Origin of the sequence: Modestobacter marinus, from assembly GCF_011758655.1 — a bacterium.
GTDB classification, from domain to species: Bacteria; Actinomycetota; Actinomycetes; order Mycobacteriales; family Geodermatophilaceae; genus Modestobacter; species Modestobacter marinus.
Genome location: NZ_JAAMPA010000001.1, coordinates 1,903,887 through 1,918,682, shown reverse-complemented (window position 1 = coordinate 1,918,682; position 14,796 = coordinate 1,903,887). Strand labels below are relative to the sequence as shown.

General features: G+C 75.3%; 16 protein-coding genes and 4 tRNA genes. 10 read left to right on the top strand and 10 right to left on the bottom strand.

All coding sequences use genetic code 11. The features are described 5' to 3' along the window. Window positions 1–58 precede the first annotated feature (58 nt). Window positions 59–958, top strand: coding sequence for a tyrosine-type recombinase/integrase (locus tag FB380_RS09095; RefSeq protein WP_166754787.1), 900 nt, complete (start codon window positions 59–61; stop codon window positions 956–958). A 112-nt stretch (window positions 959–1,070) separates the two neighbouring features. Here the strand turns inward: FB380_RS09095 and FB380_RS09090 are convergent. Continuing rightward, window positions 1,071–1,143, bottom strand: a tRNA-Lys gene (locus tag FB380_RS09090). Between the two features lie 232 nt (window positions 1,144–1,375). Between FB380_RS09090 and FB380_RS09085 the strand changes: the two genes are divergently transcribed. Continuing rightward, window positions 1,376–2,086: a hypothetical protein gene (locus FB380_RS09085; protein ID WP_166754786.1), complete on the top strand. Its 711-nt coding sequence runs from the start codon at window positions 1,376–1,378 to the stop codon at window positions 2,084–2,086. 125 nt (window positions 2,087–2,211) lie between these two features. On the opposite strand, the gene FB380_RS09080 is transcribed toward FB380_RS09085, so the two are convergent. Then, the gene (locus FB380_RS09080) at window positions 2,212–2,880 is read right to left on the bottom strand and encodes a TetR/AcrR family transcriptional regulator C-terminal domain-containing protein (protein WP_166754785.1); all 669 of its coding nucleotides are present in this window, start codon (window positions 2,878–2,880) and stop codon (window positions 2,212–2,214) included. Between the two features lie 81 nt (window positions 2,881–2,961). Here FB380_RS09080 and FB380_RS09075 point away from each other — a divergent pair, with 81 nt between their 5' ends. Continuing rightward, window positions 2,962–4,014: an NAD(P)-dependent alcohol dehydrogenase gene (locus tag FB380_RS09075; RefSeq protein ID WP_229681841.1), complete on the top strand. Its 1,053-nt coding sequence runs from the start codon at window positions 2,962–2,964 to the stop codon at window positions 4,012–4,014. 165 nt (window positions 4,015–4,179) lie between these two features. On the opposite strand, the gene FB380_RS09070 is transcribed toward FB380_RS09075, so the two are convergent. Genes FB380_RS09070 through FB380_RS09055 form a run of 4 tightly spaced genes read right to left on the bottom strand, consistent with a single transcriptional unit; the run spans window position 4,180 to window position 6,479 of the window. Then, entirely contained in the window at window positions 4,180–4,323 is a 144-nt protein-coding gene (locus tag FB380_RS09070) for a hypothetical protein (RefSeq protein ID WP_166754784.1), read from the bottom strand. Continuing rightward, complete coding sequence (locus FB380_RS09065; protein ID WP_166754783.1) at window positions 4,278–5,003, bottom strand: hypothetical protein; 726 nt, start codon at window positions 5,001–5,003, stop codon at window positions 4,278–4,280. Before FB380_RS09065 ends, FB380_RS09070 begins: the two co-directional genes overlap by 46 nt. A gap of 35 nt (window positions 5,004–5,038) precedes the next feature. Further along, entirely contained in the window at window positions 5,039–5,926 is an 888-nt protein-coding gene (locus FB380_RS24635) for a Rieske (2Fe-2S) protein (RefSeq protein ID WP_166754782.1), read from the bottom strand. Between the two features lie 52 nt (window positions 5,927–5,978). Next, on the bottom strand, window positions 5,979–6,479 hold the full coding sequence (locus FB380_RS09055; RefSeq protein WP_166754781.1) for a hypothetical protein: 501 nt from the start codon (window positions 6,477–6,479) through the stop codon (window positions 5,979–5,981). A 193-nt stretch (window positions 6,480–6,672) separates the two neighbouring features. Here FB380_RS09055 and FB380_RS09050 point away from each other — a divergent pair, with 193 nt between their 5' ends. Further along, window positions 6,673–7,197 carry a GtrA family protein gene (locus FB380_RS09050; protein WP_166754780.1) on the top strand — a complete coding sequence of 175 codons (525 nt, stop codon included), beginning with the start codon at window positions 6,673–6,675 and terminating at the stop codon, window positions 7,195–7,197. Between the two features lie 34 nt (window positions 7,198–7,231). Here the strand turns inward: FB380_RS09050 and FB380_RS09045 are convergent, their stop codons facing one another. Beyond that, window positions 7,232–7,873 carry an AMIN-like domain-containing (lipo)protein gene (locus tag FB380_RS09045; protein ID WP_166754779.1) on the bottom strand — a complete coding sequence of 214 codons (642 nt, stop codon included), beginning with the start codon at window positions 7,871–7,873 and terminating at the stop codon, window positions 7,232–7,234. Window positions 7,874–7,991: 118 nt separating this feature from the next. Here FB380_RS09045 and FB380_RS09040 point away from each other — a divergent pair. The 5 genes from FB380_RS09040 (at window position 7,992) to FB380_RS09020 (ending at window position 10,634) form a co-directional block, all read left to right on the top strand. Then, window positions 7,992–8,064, top strand: a tRNA-Glu gene (locus FB380_RS09040). A gap of 37 nt (window positions 8,065–8,101) precedes the next feature. Then, window positions 8,102–8,178 (top strand) — tRNA-Asp (locus FB380_RS09035). 23 nt (window positions 8,179–8,201) lie between these two features. Continuing rightward, window positions 8,202–8,275 (top strand) — tRNA-Phe (locus FB380_RS09030). A gap of 111 nt (window positions 8,276–8,386) precedes the next feature. After that, complete coding sequence (locus tag FB380_RS09025) at window positions 8,387–9,127, top strand: response regulator transcription factor (RefSeq protein WP_166754778.1); 741 nt, start codon at window positions 8,387–8,389, stop codon at window positions 9,125–9,127. 16 nt (window positions 9,128–9,143) lie between these two features. Further along, window positions 9,144–10,634 (top strand): sensor histidine kinase, encoded by a 1,491-nt coding sequence (locus FB380_RS09020; RefSeq protein ID WP_166754777.1) that lies wholly within the window; start codon window positions 9,144–9,146, stop codon window positions 10,632–10,634. An 11-nt stretch (window positions 10,635–10,645) separates the two neighbouring features. Here the strand turns inward: FB380_RS09020 and FB380_RS09015 are convergent, their stop codons facing one another. Beyond that, entirely contained in the window at window positions 10,646–11,698 is a 1,053-nt protein-coding gene (locus FB380_RS09015; RefSeq protein ID WP_166754776.1) for a glycosyltransferase family 4 protein, read from the bottom strand. A 453-nt stretch (window positions 11,699–12,151) separates the two neighbouring features. Here FB380_RS09015 and FB380_RS09010 point away from each other — a divergent pair, with 453 nt between their 5' ends. After that, window positions 12,152–13,525 (top strand): serine/threonine-protein kinase, encoded by a 1,374-nt coding sequence (locus FB380_RS09010; protein ID WP_166754775.1) that lies wholly within the window; start codon window positions 12,152–12,154, stop codon window positions 13,523–13,525. 56 nt (window positions 13,526–13,581) lie between these two features. Here the strand turns inward: FB380_RS09010 and pcaC are convergent, their stop codons facing one another. Next, entirely contained in the window at window positions 13,582–13,998 is a 417-nt protein-coding gene (gene pcaC / locus FB380_RS09005) for a 4-carboxymuconolactone decarboxylase (protein ID WP_166754774.1), read from the bottom strand. Continuing rightward, on the bottom strand, window positions 13,995–14,771 hold the full coding sequence (gene pcaD / locus FB380_RS09000; protein WP_166754773.1) for a 3-oxoadipate enol-lactonase: 777 nt from the start codon (window positions 14,769–14,771) through the stop codon (window positions 13,995–13,997). Before pcaD ends, pcaC begins: the two co-directional genes overlap by 4 nt. Window positions 14,772–14,796: the final 25 nt, after the last annotated feature.

Here is a 14,796-nt window from a genome sequence, read left to right as displayed (position 1 = left end):
CGCTGTCATCTTTGGGCGCAAAGACGGGCGACGGTGCTGGTTTCTCGACCGGCTCAAGGTGAACACCCGAACGGTCTACGCATCGTCACTGAACCGGCACGTCATCGGGGGCGACCTGGCGAACCTAACGGTCCGAGAGGTCAAGGTCGTCGCCATCGAACGGTGGCTGCGCGGCATCGAGAAGGCCAGTGGTCCCGACGCCATGAAGACGGCGCGGTCGGTGCTTAACGGCGTGCTGAACCTGTCGGTACGACATGAGGCCATCCCGCACAACCCGGTGCGCGACGTCGGACACGTCTCCGTGCCGACCACCAAGACGACCAAGCGCGACACGCACCGGGCGTTCACCACAGAGGAGCGCGCCGAACTGCTGGCGTACGTGGATGCCGACGCTGTAGCCAAGCGCCATGACTTGCCGGATCTGCTGGCGTTCATGGCAGCCACCGGAGCCCGCGTCGGAGAAGCCTGCGGGTTGCGCTGGTCGCACCTGGATCTAGACGCAGGCCGGGCAGACCTTGGCCCCCTGCCGGTCCGCGTGCCCGGGGTTGGTCTGGTCTTGCAGGAAGACGGCAAGACCGCTGACAGCAACCGGACCGTCGAGTTGCCCCCGTGGCTGGTGTCCCGTCTGCTGGCCCGCCAGGTCGAAGCCGTCCCGAACGAGTGGGACGTGGTGTTCCCGTCCCAAGCCCGCTGGCCCGGTACCGCCGGAGCCGAAGGGGAGCGCAGGCTGCGGGACATCTCCAACACGACCAAGCACGTCTGGGCACTGCTGGACGGTGCCGGGTTCAAGTGGGCGACCGGGCACACAATCCGCAAGACGGTGGCAACGTGGATGGACGAGGCCGGAGCCACCGACCGGGAGACGGCCAACCAGTTGGGTCACAAGCGGGCCAGCATGACCAAGGACGTCTACATGAGCCGTCGCACGGTCTCGACCCGAGCAGCGTCGATCCTCTGACGGTGGGCGATAGCGCCGACCAAAGTGTCGAATAAGTGTCGAATTGATCCGACCAGGACTCGGCAGCCAAGGCCCCTGATCGGTGAACATGCTGGTACTAGAGCTCCTATCGTGGGCCCCGTGGGGATCGAACCCACAACCCGCGGATTAAAAGTCCGCTGCTCTGCCAGTTGAGCTAGAGGCCCGGTGGGTGCAGACATCCCTCCACACAGCGCACGAGGCAACGCAGGAGACAACGGGGGGCGTCTGCGGCCCGGTCCGAGGCTAGCGCGCCGCAGGAGCGGCCAGCGGCGCCGGACCGGGAGCCACGCGGACGAAGCCGCCCGGCGTTGCGCCGCACCGTCCGGCGGCGTGGTCCGGCCTGGTCCCGCCGTCCTGGCATGGTCGTGACGGGCCGGGACGGGGTAGGGGGGAACGGTGCGCACCGGAGCCGCGACCGTCGCCGTCCTGACCGTCCTGCTCGTCCCCGCCTGCGGGGGAGGGGGCGACGCCGGCGGATCGGCCGTGACCGCTGGCCCGCCGGCGGGGACGACGACCGAGGAGCCACGCCGGTCCGGTCCCGAGCTGGTCGAGGCCGCCGCCGACGCGTTGGAGGAGTCCGGGGCCGTCCGGGTGCGGGGGACGGCCACGGGCGACGGCGAGGAGACCCCCGTCGACGTGTTCCTCCGCGGCGACGACCTGACCGGGACCTTCGGGCTGGCGGGCCGCACCGTCGAGATCGTCCGGGCGGACGGCGAGATCTACGCCCGGGCGCCGGCGGGCTTCTACGAGGACCAGGGGGTCCCCTGGTTCGTGGCCGGGCAGCTCGACGACGTCTGGGTCACCGTCCCCGAGGGGCAGGCCGAAGAGCTCGACGCCGTGTCCGTCGCCGCGTTCGCCGAGGAGCTGCGGGCGCGCGCCGGGGAGGCCCGCGAGGACGCCCGGGCCGGCGAGCTCGCCGGTCGGCCGGTGCTCGTGGTCACCGGGGCGGACGGCACGTCGGTGCGCGTCGCCGCCGAGGGCGAGCCGTACCCCCTGCGGATCGACAGCGCCGAGGGCGACTTCCGGCTGGACCGGTTCGGCTCGGACCGCACCGTCGAGGCGCCGGGGTCCGCCCTGGACGTCGGAGGCCTGGTCCCGGGCGGCTGACCGGAGTGCCACGGGAGGGTCGGCCACGCCGTGGCACCCCACCCGCGCGCGCCGACAGCAGGGTCGGAGAGGGAGCAGGAGCACGGACAGCCCCCGGCATCGTCGTCGTCCCGGCCAGGCGCCGACTACCGGCCCTCCCGCTCGGCCGCCCGCTCCAGCCCGTCCAGCACCAGGTCCAGGCCGAGCTCGAACTCGTCGCCGTAGTCGTAGCCGGGCTGCAGCACGTGCGCGGTCGCCAGCTCGACGAGATGCGGGTACGCGCCGGGTGGGAACCGGGCCAGCATCGCCTCGGCCACGTCGGCGGTCTGCTCGGCCGTCTCGAACGGCAGCGCACGCTCCTGCAGGGCGAACCCGTAGACGTAGCTGTCGATGGCCGAGAAGGCGTGCGCGGTCAGCGCGACCGAGAAACCGGCCTGCCGCAGGCAGCCGATGACCGCGTCGTGGTGCGTCAGGGTCGCCGAGCCCGGCGCCGTGCGGGAGTCCATCAAGCCGATCGCCCAGCGGTGCCGGGACAGGGCGTCGTGCAGGGAGACCGCCCGGCGCCGCATCGCCGTCCTCCAGTCGACCCCCGCGGGTGGCAGGTCCACCTCGGCGAAGACCAGGTCGACCATGCCGTCGAGCAGGTCCACCTTGTTCGCCACATGGTGGTACAGCGACATCGCCTCGATCCCGAGCGCCTGGCCCAGCTTCCGCATGCTCAGCGACTCGATGCCGGTCTCCCCGGCCAGCGCCATCGCCGACCGCAGCACGCGCTGGCGGTCCAGCGGCGCACGTGCGGCGTCCGACGGGCTCATGCCACTCCTCTCACCCTTGACGACCTTACGCCGTAAGGCGCACCCTTACGGCGTAAGGGACACTCGGACGGAAGCGATGCCATGACACCCGGACAGCACGGCGCGTACTCCCCACCACTCGTCTCCGCCGACCGGATGACGGCGGTCCTGCACGACCGGTACGGCCCCGACCCGGAGGACGTGCTCCGGGTCGGGGAGGTCGAGCGGCCGGACATCGACGCCGACGAGGTGCTGGTGCGGGTCCGCGCCGCGAGCATCGACCGGGGCACCTGGCACGTCATGGCCGGGCTGCCCTACCCCGTCCGCGCGGCCGGGTTCGGTCTCCGCCGCCCGAAGGACACCAACCCCGGCCGCAGCCTGGCGGGGGTCGTCACCGCCGCCGGCGCGGACGTCGCCGGCTTCGCCCCCGGCGACGAGGTGTTCGGCGTCGGCCGCAGCTCCTTCGCCGAGTACTCCCGCGCGCGGGCCGACAAGCTCGCGCCCAAGCCCGCGAACCTGTCCTTCGAGCAGGCGGCCGCGGTGCCGATCTCCGGGCTCACCGCCCTCCAGGCCGTCCGCGACCAGGGTCGGGTCACCGCTGGGCAGCGGGTCCTGGTCATCGGCGCCTCGGGTGGGGTGGGCACCTTCGCCGTCCAGTTCGCCCTGCACGCGGGCGCGGAGGTGACCGGTGTCTGCAGCGGCTCGAAGGTCGACCTCGTCCGGGCGCTCGGGGCCCACCACGTCATCGACCACACCCGCGAGGACGTCACCGCCGGGGGCCGCCGCTACGACGTGGTCCTCGACATCGGCGGGAACCGCCCGCTCGGCCGGCTGCGCCGGGTGCTCACCGCCCGCGGCCGGTTGGTCCTCGTCGGCGGCGAGACGGGCGGGCGGTGGCTCGGTGGCACCGACCGCCTGCTGCGCGCCCGGCTGCTCTCCCCGTTCGTCGGGCAGACGCTGGCGACCTTCCTCTCCTCGGAGAACGCCCGGGACCTCCAGGCCCTGCGCGAGCTGTTCGAGTCCACCGGGCTCACGCCCGTCATCGACCGGACCCTCCCGCTCGACCAGGTCGCGGCCGGCATGCGGCACCTCCTCGACGGCCACGCCCGCGGCAAGGTGGTCCTCACGATCCCGGACGGCCCGTCAGCATCCTGACCGGCGACCGGGGGCGAGGGGGACCGCTCAGAGCAGGGTGAACAGCAGGAAGAGCAGTCCGGTGAGCACCAGGCTGATCAGCAGGGAGCCCAGGCAACCGAGCCGGTTGGTGAAGAAGAGGAACATCGCCCTCCGGTGCCCGCCGCACCGGCCGGTCAACCCCGGTCAGCCGGTGCACACCCGGCCGAGCAGCTCCTGCAACTGGGCCTCCTGGGCCTCTTCCAGCGGCAGGTCCACCGCGACCTCCTCGCCCTCGCCGACGGTCAGCCGGAGCGGGAAGACGAACGGCTGCTTGGTCTCGGCCAGCACATGCGGGGCGCAGGTGGCCGGGCGGAAGGCCACCGGCAGGCGCAGCCGGTTTCCCCCGGGCCCAGGGTGGCCGGGAGCTCGGCGTCCAGCACCGGTTCCAGCACCACGCTGCGGCCCAGCGCGGCGATCGCCACCGGCTCGTCGCCGCTGCGCCGGGTGAGCTGCAGGAACCCCGTCACCTCGTCCCCCGCCGGGGCCAGCCCGTCGACGGCGACGTCCACCACCTCGGCCACCGCGACGGCCGCGCACTCCTCGGCGTGCACCTGCGCGAGCGTCCCGCCGGCCAGCGGGACCTGCACCTCCTCCACCGCCCCACCGGGCCGGACGACGGTCAGCCGGGCCGCAGCCGGGTCGGGCAGCACAGCACAGTCGACCGACCCGTAGGGCGTCGGCAGGTCGATCGTCTGCCCCGGGGCGTACTCGGCGTCCACCGGACGGGCCGGCAGGGACGCGAAGCCCGGCGAGTCCAGCGCCACCCCGGTCACGGTGAACGGCGCCGTCCCGGTGTTGGTGAGGTGCACCTGGACCTGCCCGCCGATCGCCTCGTCGGACCGGAAGCGCAACGCCTCGCCCTCGATGCCGGGGACGGCCGGCAGCGAGGGCGCAGCGGCGGGCGGCGGGCCACCCGCCGCGCAACCGACGAGCAGCAGCGCGGGGACGAGGGCGCGCAGCGTCCGCACGACGCCGAGCGTAGGGCGGCCTCAGCCGCCGGCGGTCACTTCGAGACGTGCCGGTTGGGCAGCTTGCCGAGCACCCGGCCGGCCTCGTACTTGACCTCCAGCCGCTCCTGGGCCGAGGCCGTCGGACCGCGCCGCGGCTCGCCGTTCTCCAGGTCGAAGGCCGAGCCGTGCCACGGGCACACGATGCAGTCCGAGCCGCGCACCTGCTCGACGGTGCCCTCGGCCAGCGGCCCGCCCACGTGCGCGCAGGAGTTAATGAAGGCGTCGACCCGGGCGCCCCGGCGCACCACGGCCAGCGCCACGGGTGCGCCCTGGCCCTCGCCGGTGCGCAGCGCCGGCCGGCCCTCCGGCAGGTCGTCGAGCGGGCCGAGGTCGATCCAGTCGGTGGTCAGCTGCCGGGCGTCGGTGACGGCGTGGTTGGCGCCGGAGGACTGGGCGTAGGACATGTGGCCGCCGATGGCCGCCGACCCGCTCGCCACACCGAGACCGCTGTAGGACAGCACCCGCCCCAGGGTGGCGTGGCCCTTCCCTCGGGCCACCAGCGAGCCCACGTACAGCCCCAGCGCGACGACGTTGGTGGCGGCGTGGATCGCGCCCAGCCGCCGGACGGCGTCGTCCTGCTCCGACCAGTCGGCGGCACCGGCCATCGCCGCGGGCAGGCTCGCCGCCACGCCGGTGCCGATCAGCGCCGTGGCCGCGGGGCGGGCCGGGGGCAGCAGGTCCAGGATCCCGGCCGACAGCCAGGTGCCCACCGGGACCATCGCCAGGATCGGGTGCAGCGGATGGCCCAGCCAGGTGCCGTGCAGCAGGTCGCGGAACGCCTGCGGCTGCAGCACCTTGTTCACCGCCGTCCGGGCGGACTCGAGCTTCGCGTCGAACTGCGACACCTCGGACAGGCGGTCCAGCACACCGAACAGGCTCATGCACCCGCCCATACCCGGCCGGCGCCGCCGGAACCGGCCGACCGGACCGGGGTCAGCCGGCTGCCGCGCGGACCCGGCTGCAGACCGTCCGGTCGGCCTCCTCGGCCAGCAGCGCGACGGCCGCGGCACCGACCGCGTCGACGTCCGCGGCCACCGCGGCCAGTCCCTCCGAGGTCAGGACGTCCTGCCCCGGGGAGCTCAGGTGGGCGGACAGCCGGCCGGTCGCCGCACGCAGTCGCCCCCGGGCAGGACCGTCGGGGTCGACGGCCGAGAACCCGGGCCAGACCAGACCCACCTCGGCGCACAACCCGCGCAGGCGGCGCAGCAGACCGGCCGACGCGGCCGCCGTCCGCCACGCCGTCCCGTGGACGAGTTCGGGTCGGCAGTCCAGCGTGGCCGTCGCCCAGCGCACCACCCGCAGCACGTCCGTCCACAGTGCGTCGGACACCACGGCGTCGACGGCGCCGGCCGACGGCGGCCGGTGGGCACGGACGGCCCGTCCGCCCGCGGAGGGGTCGTAGAGCCAGGGACGACGAGGACCGGGTGCGCTCATGCCCCGACCCTGGCCGACGCACCTGAGCGCTCCTGGCCGAGCGGCTGTGACCTCCCCGTGACCACGGAGCGTGAGGGAGGTCACGGAGTGTCGCGGGAACGCAGCGGGAATGCACATGCGGCCCACTGGTTGCTGCCGGAGGATGACACCGCCGACCGAGCACGGACCCGTGCTCACGTCCTGAGGAGGACCCGTGACCTGCCCGTCCCTGCTCCGCCGCACCGCCGTCGACGGCGTGCGCGAGGGACGGCTCGACGTCACGGTCGAGCCGACGTGGGTGCGGGAGCGGTCCGACGCGGTGCGCGAGCGGCTCCACCAGGACGACGCCGGGGCGCAGTTCGCCCGCTTCGTCGTCGTCGGCGGCGTCTCCAGCGCCCTCTACGCCCTGGTGTTCATCGCGCTGCAGCCCGTCGGCGCCCAGCCGGCGAACCTGGCCGGCGCGATCGCCTCCACCCTGCTGGCCAACGAGATGCACCGCCGGCTGACCTTCCACGCCGGCGGCCGGGTCTCCTGGTTCACCGCCCAGTGGGAGGGCGGCGGCCTGGCCGGCATCGGGCTCGTCGCCACCTCGCTCGCACTGGCCGGTCTGCACACCCTGCTCGGCGACGTGGGCACCGTGGTCCAGCTGTGCCTGATCGCCGCGGTCACCGGCGCGATCGGCCTGATCCGGTTCGTCGCGCTGCGCAGCTGGGTGTTCTCCACCTCGTCCCGCGACTGAGCACGGAGCGCGGGAGCGTCTCCGCGGGCCGAGCTCAGCCGGCGTCGGCGACCTCGACCACCAGCCGGGTCGGGTCGCTCAGCGCGGACACCCGGAACGGGACCTCGGCGCTGGTGCCGATCCAGGCCACCGAGGTGCCCTCGAAGGTGGCGTCGTAGACGACGCCCTGCACGGTCTCGGTGCCGGTGACCGGCACCGGCCCCCGGGCGACCTCCTCGGCGCCGGTCTCGTACGGGTAGCTCGTGCCCTGCAGGGTCACCTGGAGCCAGGCCGACCCCGGGACGTCGACGGCTGCACCCGACCCCTGGGACGACGGTGCGTCGACGTACTCGACCCGCCACCCGGGGGTGCCGGTGCCGGCGAGCTCGAACACCACCCGCTCGTACCCCTCGTGCGCGGCGGCGCGGACGGCGGTCACCGTGAGCCCCTCGGGGTCGACCGGCTCGGCGGTCTCGGGCGAGGTGTCCCCGTTGAACTCCGGCGCCGGGCTCTCGGACCCTGCCGCCGTCGTGGTGGGCGCGGTCGACGCGCCCGTCTCCGGTGCCGCGCTGGACGACGCGGCACCGGTCGACGCCGCGCTGTCGGTGCCGGGCTGCGCGGCGCAGCCGGCCACCAGCAGGAGGGCGGCGGCGAGCCCGGCGGAGCGGGTCACCCGAGCGGGACGGCGGATCGGCACGGGCTGGATGCTGGCACGGCGGGCGCGGCCGGAGCGGGCGCCACGCGCACCGGTGGCCCCCCGGTGCGAACACCCGCTGGAGGCCATGTATGGTTCTCCCTGCCTCCAGCGACCACGAGCCCCCATCGTCTAGCGGTCCAGGACGCCGCCCTTTCAAGGCGGTAGCACGGGTTCGAACCCCGTTGGGGGCACGCACCATGCACCACAGCTCCACCAGCAGTACAGCAAGGCCCTGTAGCGCAGTTGGTTAGCGCGCCGCCCTGTCACGGCGGAGGTCGCGGGTTCGAGTCCCGTCAGGGTCGCCACCCGGTGTCCAGCACACCGGGAGGGGCAGGTAGCTCAGTTGGTACGAGCGCTCGCCTGAAAAGTGAGAGGTCGGCGGTTCGACCCCGCCCCTGCCCACCTCACCTCATCCCCGCCTGCCCGGCCGCACTCCTGGCCGCTGCGCAGGCGCCCAGTGACTTCCTGGCCGACGCACAGGCGGTTCTCAGGTCCAGGACGCACAGTGATCCCATGACGACCACCACCCCGGCACCCGGCTCCCGCGCCCAGCTCACCCGGCCGGACGGCACCGCCCTGCGGGTGCTGGTCGTCGACGACGAGCCCTCGATCTGCGAACTGCTGTCGATGGCGCTGCGCTACGAGGGCTGGGACGTCCGCACCGCCCCCGACGGCGCGGCTGCGGTGCGCGAGGCCCGCGAGTTCCGCCCGGACGCCGTCGTCCTGGACGTCATGCTGCCCGACATGGACGGCCTGGAGGTGCTGCGCCGGCTGCGCGCGGACACCCCGCTGGTCCCGGTGGTCTTCCTGACCGCCAAGGATGCGCTGGAGGACCGGATCGCCGGGCTCACCGCCGGCGGCGACGACTACGTCACCAAGCCCTTCAGCCTGGAGGAGGTCGCCGCCCGGCTGCGCGGCCTGCTGCGCCGCACCAGCCGGGTCGTGGCCGACGACGGCCTGCTCGTCGTCGGGGACCTGACCCTGGACGAGGAGAGCCACGAGGTGACCCGGGCCGGCCAGGACATCCGGCTGACCGCCACCGAGTTCGAGCTGCTGCGGTACCTGATGCGCAACCCCAAGCGGGTGCTGTCCAAGGCGCAGATCCTCGACCGGGTCTGGCAGTACGACTTCGGCGGTCAGGGCAACATCGTCGAGCTCTACATCTCCTACCTCCGGCGCAAGATCGACGCGGGGCGCCCGCCGATGATCCACACCCTGCGGGGCGCCGGGTACGTGATCAAGCCCGCCGCATGACGTCCCCCCACCTCCGGTGACCAGCGGCCCTGCCCGGTCCCGCCGGTCGCTGCGCACCCGGCTGCTGGTCGCCTTCGTCGTCCCGCTGGTGCTGGTGCTGGCCCTGGTCGGCATCGTCTCGGTGACCGCGCTGCGCTCGGAGCTGGTCGGTCAGGTGGACACCCAGCTGGCGGCGGTCCAGGAGCGCTCGGAGGGGTTCGCCGCCGGGCGCGGCGGTGGGTGGTTCGGCCGCGGAGGCTGGGGAACGGGCGGGCCGGGCGGCCTGGGCGCCCGCGGCCAGGGACAGGGCACGCTCGGCGCCGTGATCACCGGAGGAGCCGTCGAGGGCTCCGCCGTGCTGGACGCGGACGGTGTCCTGATGCCGCTGACCGACACCCAGGAGGGCATGCTCGCCGAGCTGCCGACCGACGCGGAGCCGGTGACCCGGGACCTCGGCGGCGGCCTCGGCGAGTACCGGCTGGTCGCCAGCACCACCGAGGACGGGGTGCTGGTGAACGGGCTGCCGTTGACCGGCGCCGGCGACGCCGTCCGCAACCTGGTCACCGTCGAGCTGCTGGCCGGGCTGGCCGCGCTCTTCGCCGCCGCCGGCGCCGCGGTGCTGGTGATCCGCCGCGCCCTGGCACCACTGGACCGGGTGGCGGCCACCGCGACCCGCGTCTCCGAGCTGCCGCTGGCCAGCGGCGAGGTGCAGCTGGCCGAACGGGTGGCGCCGGAGGACACCGACCCGGACACCGAGGTCGGCCAGGTCGGGGCGGCGCTGAACCGGATGCTCGACCACGTCGAGGGCTCGCTGGCCGCCCGCCAGGCGTCCGAGACCCGGGTCCGCCAGTTCGTCGCCGACGCCAGCCACGAGCTGCGGACCCCGCTGGCCTCCATCCGCGGCTACGCCGAGCTGGTCAGGCGGCAGCACAGCGAGGTCGCCGAGGACGTCGGCCAGGCGATGCGCCGGGTGGAGTCCGAGGCGTTGCGCATGTCGGCCCTGGTGGAGGAGCTGCTGCTGCTGGCCCGGCTCGACGCCGGCCGGGAGCTCGCAACCGAGGAGGTCGATCTCACCGCCCTGGTCGTCGACGCGGTCAGCGACGCGCACGTCGCCGGTCCGGGTCACCGCTGGCAGCTCGACCTCCCGGACACCCCGGTGCTGGTGCGCGGCGACGGCGCCCGGCTGCACCAGGTGCTGGTCAACCTGCTGGGCAACGCCCGCAGCCACACCCCCGCGGGGACGACCGTCACGACCCTGCTGCGGACGGAGGGCGACGCGGCGGTCCTGCAGGTCCTCGACGACGGCCCGGGGGTGCCTCCCGGGCTGCAGGCGCACGTCTTCGAGCGGTTCGCCCGCGGTGATGCCTCCCGCTCCCGCGCGGCGGGGAGCACCGGGCTGGGGCTGGCGATCGTGCACGCCGTCGTCGCCGCGCACGGCGGCCGCGTGGAGCTGGACAGCATCCCCGGGCGCACCGCGTTCACCGTGTGGTTGCCGCACGCCACCCGGGCCGTCGCCGAGGCGGACTGACCTCCCGCCGGTCAGCTCACCGCAACGTCGGCGGCGACCTGCTCGTACACCTGGGCGTGCACCCGCTGCACGGCGGCGCGCTGTTCGGCCCGCCACGCACGGTCCACCCGGGCCGGCGCCGGCCGGGTGAGCGCGGCGACCACCGCGGAGGTCAGCGACGCGGCGTCCAGGCCGTGGTCGGGGTCGTTGCCGTACAGGACGACGTCGGACCACTGCTGGGCGTGCTGACCACCGCCGGGCACGACGACCCGGGTGCCGGCGTCGCGGCACAGCTCCACCCAGCCCGAGTGCGTGCCCGTGCGGCGGGGCAGCACCGAGACGTGCAGCTCCTGCAGGTGGCGGACCCAGGCGGCCGGGTCGCCGGGCCAGCTGCGGGCCAGTTCCAGCTCCCCGGCGTCGGCGAGCGCCAGCAGCCCCGGCAGCCGCGCCGCGAGGTCGACGTCGGGGTGCACGTCGACCCGGAGCCGGCCGCCGCCGGAGACCGCACCGGACAGCGCGGCCCGGACCAGGTCCTCGGCCTCGGGCACGTCCGGGCCCAGCCGCCCCAAGTGCAGCCCGGCGAGCCGGGTCTCCCGCCCGACGTCCGGGGTGGGGCCGGCCAGGGAGGGGTGGGCGACGACGATCGCCGTCCGGCCGAAGCGGTCGGCGATCTCGTCGGCGGCGCCCCGGGTCAGGGTGAGCACGACCTCGGCGGTGCCGAGCAGCGCCCGCAGGTGCGCGCGGTGCCGGGTGCGGGCGGCGCCGGGGTGGGTGCCGGTGTCGGCTCCCTCGAGGGCGTCCAGGTGGTGCACGGTGACGACCAGCGGCACGCCGGCGCGCCGGACCGCCGCGGTCCAGGCGTCCATCTCGGCCACGGTCAGGTGGTCGTACCCGCCGTGCAGGTGCAGCACGTCGACCTCGCCGGCGTGCGCGCCGAGGTGTCGGGGGTCCAGCCACGGGCTGGGCGAGCCGGCCGGCCCCACCCGGACGATCCCCTCCGGCAGCACGGCGTCCAGGTACGCACCGGCGTACGGCACCGTCGCCACCCGCAGGGGGCGGGCCGTCTCCTCGGGCACTGCGGTCACGCGGTCGTACGCCTCCTGCGGTCGGGCACTCCGACGCGGCAGGTGCGGTGCTCCTCGACGGGTGGGGGTCTCTCAGCGGATCGCTGTCTACCCGGTCTAGCCGCCGCCGAACCGAGGGGCAAGACGTCGCTCCTCCGTCCGGGTGACCGACCGGCTCCGGCGAACCGGTGGCGGTGCGTGCCACGGCCCCGCCCGGTCGGTTAGCGTTCCCGGTCGGCCGCTCCCCGGGCCAGTCACGTGCACCGAGAGGCCGGAGGACCAGTGGGCGGAGAGGGCGAGGAGCGCCCCGGCGCCCCCGCGTCCGAGCCACCCGCGCCGTCCGACCCGCCCGCGCCGTCCCGTCCGGCGGAATCGTCCGATCCGGTCGGGCCGTCCGACCCGCCCGCGCCGTCCGATCCGGCCGGGCCGTCCGACCCGCCCGCGCCGTCCGTTCCGGTCGCGCCGGAGCGCCCGGTGTCCGGACGCCGGGCGGCCGGGCGCCGCCGTCCCCGGCCGGTCGGGTCGATCCTCAGCGCCGCCCTGCTGGTCGTGCTGCTGGCCGGCACCGGCCTCTTCGCGCTGCTGCGCGAGGACCCGTTCACCTACGGCGGCCGCTACGTCACCGAGCCCGCCGCGGTCCTCGCCGCGGCCGACCGGGTGTTCGCCGACCACGTGGCGGCCCGTCAGGGGGTCAGCAGCGCGGACAGCCGCTGCTGGTTCCAGCTCGACGACGCCGCCGGCTCCGAGGTGCGCCCGGACCTGCTCTGCGGCCCCGCGCTGTTCGTCGACGGGCAGGACGACGCCAGCTGGCTCCGGTTCCCGCTGACCGGCACCCCGGCGGGCGGCGACGTGCGGCTCTCGGTGGCCGCGCTGCCCGCCGACCCCGCCCCGGAGCCGCTGACCGACCGCGAGCTCCTCCGCCGGCCCGATCGGACCGAGCCGCCGCGGGGCACCGGCGGCCTGACCGCCCCGGCGGTGCCGCAGGCGGAGCCCGGCCACACGGTGGTGGGCCCGTTCCCCGACGTCAGCTGGCGCAAGCCGGCGGGCGCGGCCCGGCTCTCCGGCCCGGCCGCGGCGGTCACCGTCACCGGGCTGGCCCGGCCCGACCGGGTGGGCACCGGGGACGCCGCCCGGCGGCCCGCCGACGGTGAGGAGTTCCTCGCCGTGCGGTACGTGGTCGAGCAGGGCGAGGGCCGCTCCCCCGCCGCGCCCACGCTCACCTACCAGGTCGGCGGCCGAGAGCCGGTCGCCGTCCCCCCGGCGCTGACCGCCCCGGGCACCACCGTCGAGGCGCTGCTGTCGGTGCCCACGGGCACCACCGTCGCCGACCTGGTGGTCTCCGACGCCGGGGTCGAGCAGCGGCTGTCACTGCTCACCGGCGCCCCGGGGCCGGGCAACCTGCAGGTGCTGGCCCGCACCTCCCGGGAGGCCGACGTGGACGCCGTCCGGGAGCTGACGGCGACGCTGAGCGCACCCGGCCGGGTCTCGGCGTCGCTGCCCGTCACGATCGCGGTGCGCGGCGGCCGGCTCGAGTGGTTCGTCCGGGAGGCGCGGCCGGCCGACCCGAGCCGCGCCCTGTTGCTGCTCGACGTGACGATGGCCCTGCCGGAGTCCCCGCCGGGCGCGGTGCCGACGGGGCTGCTGTCGCTGCGCCTGCCGGACGGGACCACCCTCCGGGCGCAGGACCTGGACGACTCCCCGACCCGGGTGATCACCGCGTTCGACGTGCCCGCCGACCTCACCGGGGCCACCGTCGTCGTCGCGGGTTCGGCGACCTCCCCCGACGGCGCCACCGTCGACCTCGGCACCGGCCGGGCGACCGTCCCGGTCACCGTCCCGGCCGGCTGACCGCCCGGGCGCCGTCCAGCCGGTCGTCCTCGGCGCCTTTCGGCCCGGCCTGCAGCTCAGCCCTGGGCGCGGAGCTCGGCCAGGATCGGCTTGGCGACGGCCAGCGCGTGGTTGGCCGCCGGCACCCCGGCGTAGACGGCGGTGTGCAGGCACACCTCGGCGATCTCCTCGTCGGTCAGCCCGTTGTGCACCGCAGCCTTCACGTGCAGCGCGAACTCGTCCCAGTGCCGCAGCGCCGCGGTGATCGCCAGGGTGAGCATGCTGCGCTCGCGCCGGTCCAGCCCGGGCCGCTGCCACAGGTCGCCCCACGCGACCCGGGTGATGAAGTCCTGGAAGTCGGCGGTCAGCGGGGTCACCGCGGCGACCGCGCGGTCGACGTGGGCGTCGCCGAGCACCTCCCGGCGCACCCGCATGCCGGCGGTCCGGCGCTGCTCGTCGGTCTCCAGCGGTCCGGGCTCGAGGTCGTCGGTCACGGGGTGCCTCCGGTGGCGTGCGCGATCAGCGCCCGGCTGACCTGCTCGGGCTGTTCCAGGTTGGCCAGGTGCGCGGCCGGGCTCAGGCTCAGCAGCCGGGCACCGGGGACGCCGTCGGCGATGCGCTGCTGGTGCTCCGGCGGCACCGCCTGGTCCTCGGCGCCGGAGACCACCAGCGTCCGGGCGGTGATCCGGTGCAGGTCCGGGCGCTGGTCCATGTGCTGGATGGCGGCGCAGCAGCCGGCGTAGCCCTCGTCGTCGGCGGCGGCGACCATCGCCTGCAGCCGGGCCACCAGCTCGGGGTGCGCGGCGGCGTAGGGCGGGGTGAGCCAGCGGCTGACCACCGGCTCGGCGATGGCGCCGGTGCCCTCGGCCCGAACGGTGCGCGCGCGGTCCGCCCAGCTGTCGGGGTTGCCGGTGTGCGCCGAACTGCACAGCACCGCCAGGGTCAGCACCCGCTGCGGGTCGCGCACCGCCAGCCGCAGGCCGGTCATCCCGCCGATCGACACCCCGGCGACGTGCGCCCGGGCCACCCCCAGCCGGTCCAGCAGCGCGACGACGTCGTCGGCGAGGTCGTCGATCGTGGCGTCGCCGGCCCCCGCCGGCGAGCGGCCGTGCCCGCGGGTGTCGTAGCGGACCACCCGGAAGTGCTCGGTCAGCGCCGGCACCTGCGGGTCCCACATGGACAGGTCCGAGCCGAGCGAGTTGGACAGCAGCAGCACCGGCGCGTCGGCCGGGCCCTCGACGACGGCGTGCACCTCCACCGGGCTCATCGCCTGCCTCCTGACTCGTCCGGTG